We start from the raw sequence: 5,556 nt of genomic DNA on the forward strand, positions 1-5,556 counted from the left end.
TTCGCGTTGCCGCTGTGCCGTGTCAGTGGGAGCGCATTATAGGGAGCCTAAACTTTTGTGCAAGGGCTTTTTAAAAGAAAAAAGATCGCTTGCCGAACTTTTAGGCAAAAACGATCTTTTTCAGTCATCATGGCTGTTTTACAACCAGATTTAGCTAGTTTGCAGCCGACTTAGTAACATTTTCCTGCTCAATAAAGCCTTTGAGTAAGGCTATCGCTTTTGGGTCATCCCAGTCGACAAAGCTACGAACAAAGGCAATCAGCTCCCCTTTACCATTTAGAATAAAGGTCGCCGGGATAGTATCGAGTGGGAATATCTGCCCCAACTGCATCTGCGGATCGTAGTAACTGTGGAAGTTTGCCATCCCCTGGGATTGCAGAAAACTGGCAACTTGCTCCTGCCCCCCCTGATCGATGGAAATCGGTAGCAGGGCGAACTCTTTCTCACTGAACTGCTCTTCAAGTCGTTCCAGTGCCGGCAACTCCCTAACACACGGAGGACACCAAGTGGCCCAGATATTGACCAGCACCACTTTTCCTTTGTGTTGACTGAAATCCAATTGGCTACCGGCCTTATCTTGAAACGGCACCACTTCCAGGGGAAAGCTGTGGGGGAGCACATTGATCTTGTCGACACTGGATTGGATCTGATTGTGCTCCTTTGGCTGCATACCAGGATAAGCCTGCGCCCCCAGTGACAGGGACGCCAGCAAAAGTAATGAGTATCCGAGTTTATTCATTACTTGTCTCGCTTCAATAACTCATCCAACTGGCGTTGTTCTTCGGCAGACAGTTCAAGCTCTTTACCACCGGAAGTACGTTGTTTACGGATGAAGATAAAGCCAATCAAACCACCAAACAACAGCAGTGCCACAGGCCCAAGCCACAGAACGTAGGTCTTGGTTTCAAGTCTCGGCTTATAGAGGACAAACTCGCCATAGCGACTGGTCATGAACTGGACGATTTCATCATCGGCTTTGCCCTCTTCCACCATCTTGTACACTTCAAGACGTAGATCGCGGGCAACCGGTGAGTTGGAATCGATCAGATTTTGGTTCTGACACTGAGGGCAACGCAGCTCATGAGCCAACGACAACGCTCGCTTCTGCTTATCAGGAGAGCTGAACTCGAAAGTGTCCACCGGCGTTGCCGCCACCTGAGCGGCATAGCCAATCAGGAGTGCTACAACAGCAAAGGTTTTTAGCAGCAACTTTCTCATGACGCTTTATCCTTAGCGGCCTCGGCCTGCAACTGTTGGATCATGGGATACAGGGTTTCTTTCCAAACCCGCATATCTACCGGCCCAGCATAGCGATAACGAATAATGCCGTTATGATCCACGATGAAACTTTCCGGCGCACCGTATACTCCGAGATCCAGACCAAGACGACCATCTTTGTCATAGATATTCAGCGTGTAAGGGTCGCCTTGACGAGAGAGTTCTCTCATTGCCAGTGCACGCTCGTCACGATAATTAATGCCATGGATAGGTATCAAATTCTGACGTGCCAGTTGCATCAGGTAAGGATGTTCATACTTACAGGATGGACACCAAGTTGCCCATACGTTCAGCATGGATACCTTACCTTTGAGATCTTCGTTGGTGATCATCTCTCCCGGCGTTTCCAGTTTTTCCAATTGGAAGGCAGGCACTGGCTTGCCTTCCAAAGCGGAATCCAACTGCTGCGGATTCAAGAACAGTCCCTTATAAAGGAAGATCCCCATCAAAAGAAACAATATCAGTGGAATAAAAAGTATTAGCTTCTTCATCTTCTTCTTACCTGTTTCAGGCTGTTGCCAGTTTGGCTTTCTTGGCTGAGGCCGCTTCTTCAGCACGCGCCTTGGCACGGTATCGCTTGTCTGAAGCAGCAAAGAAACCACCAACCATCATAAAGATGCTGCCAAACCACAACCAACGAACAAAAGGTTTGTAGTTCAGTCGCACTGCAAATTCAGTACGGCTAATAGGGTCGCCCATAGTGACATAGAGATCCCGGAACAGGCCCCAGTCGATACCGGCTTCGGTCATATCCATGGTGCGAACATTGTATTGACGACGATCCGGCTGCAACAATGCAATCTTTTCACCATCTTTAAGTACTTCAACCTGTCCTTGCTGTGCCGTGTAATTGGGGCCAACAACGTTACGGGTTTCCAGATAGTTGAAGGTGTAACCGGCCAGTTCATGACTGGTACCAGGCCCCATACGCACGCTCTTCTCAATAGAGTAGTTAGACACCATGGTGGCACCAACTACTGAGACAGCAATACCTAAGTGAGCAATGATCATCCCCAGTTCACTGCGGCCCATACGCGCCAGGCTGACACTACCGTCTTTAGCTTTAATCACGTTGTAACCGGCACGCAGAGTCGCCAGCACAATCCACACTGCCGCACCTATACCCAGTGCCACCCAGATGTTGAACTCACCACCGGCGATAAATGGCGCGATTACACCCAGCACAGCCGAGATAATCGCAGGTACCAATAACTGACGTTTGAGCTCTCCTTGTTTGGATTTTTTCCAGCGAATGATGGGACCAATCCCCATAAAGCCGAACAGCACCAGCACGATAGGAACAAACACTGCATTAAAGTATGGTGGGCCAACAGAAATCTTACCCATGCCCAACGCATCGATCAGCAGTGGATAAAGAGTACCGAGCAATACAGTACCTGCAGCCACAGTCAGCAATACGTTACAAACCAGCAGCATGGTTTCTTTGGATTTCAAATCGAAGCGAGCTGGGCTGCTCATTTCACTGGCACGGAAGGCAAACAGGGTCAGCGAACCACCGATAGCCAAACCGAGCAGCAACAGAATGAACATACCCCGGCCTGGGTCTGCCGCAAAGGAGTGCACTGAGGTCAGCACGCCAGAACGAACAATAAATGTACCCAGTAAGCTCAAAGAGAAGGCAAAGATAGACAGAAGCACTGTCCAGTTACGGAAGGCACCGCGCTTCTCTGTCACTATCAAGGAGTGAACCAGAGCTGTACCAACAAGCCATGGCATAAAGGACGCGTTTTCAACCGGATCCCAGAACCACCAACCGCCCCAACCTAACTCGTAATATGCCCACCAGGAGCCCAATGCGATACCACCAGTGAGGAAGATCCAGGCAGCCAGAGTCCAAGGACGACTCCAACGAGCCCAAGCAGAATCGAGTCGACCGCTCATCAATGCGGCGATAGCGAAGGCGAAGCTGACTGAAAAGCCCACATACCCCAGATAAAGCATGGGTGGGTGGAAGATCAAACCCACATCCTGCAACATAGGGTTAAGGTCACGCCCTTCTGCCGGGATCGGGAACAAACGTTCGAATGGGCTGGAAGTGAGCAGCATAAACAGGGTAAAGCCTATGGTGATCATCGCCAACACGGCCAATACCCGAGCGGTAAACACCTCTTCCAACCCCTTGCTGAAGAAAGCTACAGCTGCGGTCCACACCGAAAGTGAGAAGACCCAGAACAACAATGAGCCTTCATGTCCGCCCCAGACTGCTGCAATCTTAAAGAAGATAGGCAATTGAGAGTTGGAATGATGAGCCACATAGGCTACTGAGAAGTCATCGATTGCGAAGCTATAACCCAACGCAATTACCGATAAAAAGATGAAAAAAAACATACCGTAACTTAGTGGCCAGGCATAGCGCACTAGGTATTGGTCTTTGCGGGCAACACCGATCAGGGGGACTGTCATCAGCAGTACTGCGAACGCCATCCCTATGATCAATGAGAAATGTCCAAGTTCTGGGATCATGGGTTTTCCTCAGTTTCCAGGTCAATGTCTGCCAAGCTTCTATTCTAGGCAGACGCACAACTACGGGCACACACCATTACTTTATTAACTTAATTGCGGCTTAAAAGCCGCAAGGGTTAACAGGTATATATTACGAATTTTTGTTCATTTTAGTATTTGCTTTTGTTCCTGTCTGCCACTTTCCACCAATTATGGGTCGCGGCTCTCATTCTCCGAGCGACCAATATTGACCATGGAAAAACGGCAAGACTCCAAGCTGTGACAGGCGTTAAATAGAGAAGTTTCATTGAATTTTTTGCTGAAATTTGGAACTGTGAACCAGTGCCCAACTATGACCATTAACTTTGGTGGGGGACTTATATTACTGTTCAATGAATCATCTTTCCGTATAATCTTGCAATCAGGCCGTGCGGTAACCCCGCTTTGTCACAAACCAACGTGAAATAAACATAATGACCACTTTTTGGATTTTTATTGCGATTGTTGTGTTAGTCAGCCTGGGGCTGATCTGGCTCCCTCATTTCCGGCAGCAGAAGCTACTCAAGGCTGAAGAGTCCGGTGTCCGTAAACAGACCAACCTGGAACTGTTTAACGAACGTCTAGCTATTCTGGAAAAAGAACGCCAGGAAGAACTGCTGGACCAAGACGAATTTGAATCCCTGAAAAAGGAGCTGGAAGTCAGCTTGTTGCAGGACATCAAGCAAGGAGCGGATGATTCGCTCGATACACAAGCCAAGCCTAAAGGGCTACTGTGGCCAAGTCTGATGTCTGCCGTATTACTGGTCGTGGCCGGTTACTCCTATCAACAGTTAGGCGCCTATCAGAATATCGATTCACCTCAACCTGAAAACCCCCATGCAGGTATGAGTACTGAACAGATCATGATGCAACGGGTGCAAATGATGGAATCTGCAGTGCAGCAGGAGCCGGAAAACAGCCAAGCTTGGTTCAGTCTGGGTCACGCCTACATCTCTGCCGGACAATATGATCAGGCAGTAGCAGCCTTTGATAAGGTGATCGAACTGGTGGGAGTTCACGCCGAGTTGCTTGGCCCCAAAGCTACCGCCCTCTATTATAAGGCCGGTCAGCAGATGATCCCTGTGGTTCAGTCACTGATTGATCAAGCGCTGAAACTGGATCCACAAGACCCTTCCACTCTACTGCTGGTTGGTATGGATGCTTTCTTTACCGCGGATTACAACAAGGCAATCAGCGCTTGGCAAACCATTCTTGACAGTGATAGAGCCGACGTGGATCGCGCCGCACTGATCAATGCCATCGACAGCGCCAAGATGCGCCTGCAGGCAGAAGGTGGTGCCACTATGCCAAATGATGAGGCTCACAAGGGCTTAAAGACAGCAACAGCAAAGACAGTGACACTGAATGTCTCTATCGCCCCTGAACTGGCGGCCAAAGTCAGCAATACAGATATGTTGTTCATCTTTGCCAGAGCAACCGAAGGCCCTAAAGTCCCACTGGCTGCCACCAAGGTGAGTGCCAAGTCATTACCTGTGACTGTGACTCTGGATGATTCCACCAATATGGGTGGTAACGTTAAACTCAGCGATGCTACCGATGTTGAAGTGATTGCAGTATTGTCCAAGCACGGCAGCGTAAAACCTCAACCAGGCGATCTGCAAGGTAAGCTGGCCAGCATCAAAGTCGGTGCCAGCGGTGAACTGGTGCTGGATACCGAAGTTCAGTAATCCTAACCTTGACAAATAGACATAAAAAAACCGGCTGATGCCTAATGCCGTTCACTTAGTGTGAACGGCATTTTTCTTAGGCTTAATG

Annotated in this window: 5 protein-coding genes; 1 reads left to right on the top strand and 4 read right to left on the bottom strand. The window is 49.1% G+C overall.

Features of this window, described 5'->3' with window-relative positions; all coding sequences use genetic code 11:
* Window positions 1–154 precede the first annotated feature (154 nt).
* From RC73_RS19240 to RC73_RS19255, 4 genes are read right to left on the bottom strand one after another with little or no spacing between them, the layout of a single operon-like run.
* Window positions 155–739 (bottom strand): TlpA disulfide reductase family protein, encoded by a 585-nt coding sequence (locus RC73_RS19240; protein ID WP_039036144.1) that lies wholly within the window; start codon window positions 737–739, stop codon window positions 155–157.
* Window positions 739–1,218 carry a heme lyase NrfEFG subunit NrfF gene (gene nrfF / locus RC73_RS19245; protein WP_039036145.1) on the bottom strand — a complete coding sequence of 160 codons (480 nt, stop codon included), beginning with the start codon at window positions 1,216–1,218 and terminating at the stop codon, window positions 739–741. The genes RC73_RS19240 and nrfF overlap by 1 nt, the downstream gene beginning before the upstream one ends.
* Complete coding sequence (locus RC73_RS19250; protein ID WP_039036146.1) at window positions 1,215–1,769, bottom strand: DsbE family thiol:disulfide interchange protein; 555 nt, start codon at window positions 1,767–1,769, stop codon at window positions 1,215–1,217. The genes nrfF and RC73_RS19250 overlap by 4 nt, the downstream gene beginning before the upstream one ends.
* Window positions 1,770–1,785: 16 nt before the next feature.
* Window positions 1,786–3,762 carry a heme lyase CcmF/NrfE family subunit gene (locus tag RC73_RS19255; protein WP_039036147.1) on the bottom strand — a complete coding sequence of 659 codons (1,977 nt, stop codon included), beginning with the start codon at window positions 3,760–3,762 and terminating at the stop codon, window positions 1,786–1,788.
* 452 nt (window positions 3,763–4,214) lie between these two features.
* Here RC73_RS19255 and ccmI point away from each other — a divergent pair, with 452 nt between their 5' ends.
* Window positions 4,215–5,468 carry a c-type cytochrome biogenesis protein CcmI gene (gene ccmI, locus RC73_RS19260; RefSeq protein ID WP_039036148.1) on the top strand — a complete coding sequence of 418 codons (1,254 nt, stop codon included), beginning with the start codon at window positions 4,215–4,217 and terminating at the stop codon, window positions 5,466–5,468.
* The last annotated feature ends 88 nt before the right edge of the window (window positions 5,469–5,556 follow it).

The organism is Shewanella sp. ECSMB14102, from assembly GCF_000813075.1.
Taxonomy (GTDB): Bacteria; Pseudomonadota; Gammaproteobacteria; order Enterobacterales; family Shewanellaceae; genus Shewanella; species Shewanella indica.

Bases quoted from the DNA above. Each gene is read 5' to 3' on its own strand.
- RC73_RS19255 (WP_039036147.1), bottom strand. From the start codon at position 3,762: ATGATCCCAGAACTTGGACATTTCTCATTGATCATAGGGATGGCGTTC.
- RC73_RS19250 (WP_039036146.1), bottom strand. From the start codon at position 1,769: ATGAAGAAGCTAATACTTTTTATTCCACTGATATTGTTTCTTTTGATG.
- nrfF (WP_039036145.1), bottom strand. From the start codon at position 1,218: ATGAGAAAGTTGCTGCTAAAAACCTTTGCTGTTGTAGCACTCCTGATT.
- RC73_RS19240 (WP_039036144.1), bottom strand. From the start codon at position 739: ATGAATAAACTCGGATACTCATTACTTTTGCTGGCGTCCCTGTCACTG.
- ccmI (WP_039036148.1), top strand. From the start codon at position 4,215: ATGACCACTTTTTGGATTTTTATTGCGATTGTTGTGTTAGTCAGCCTG.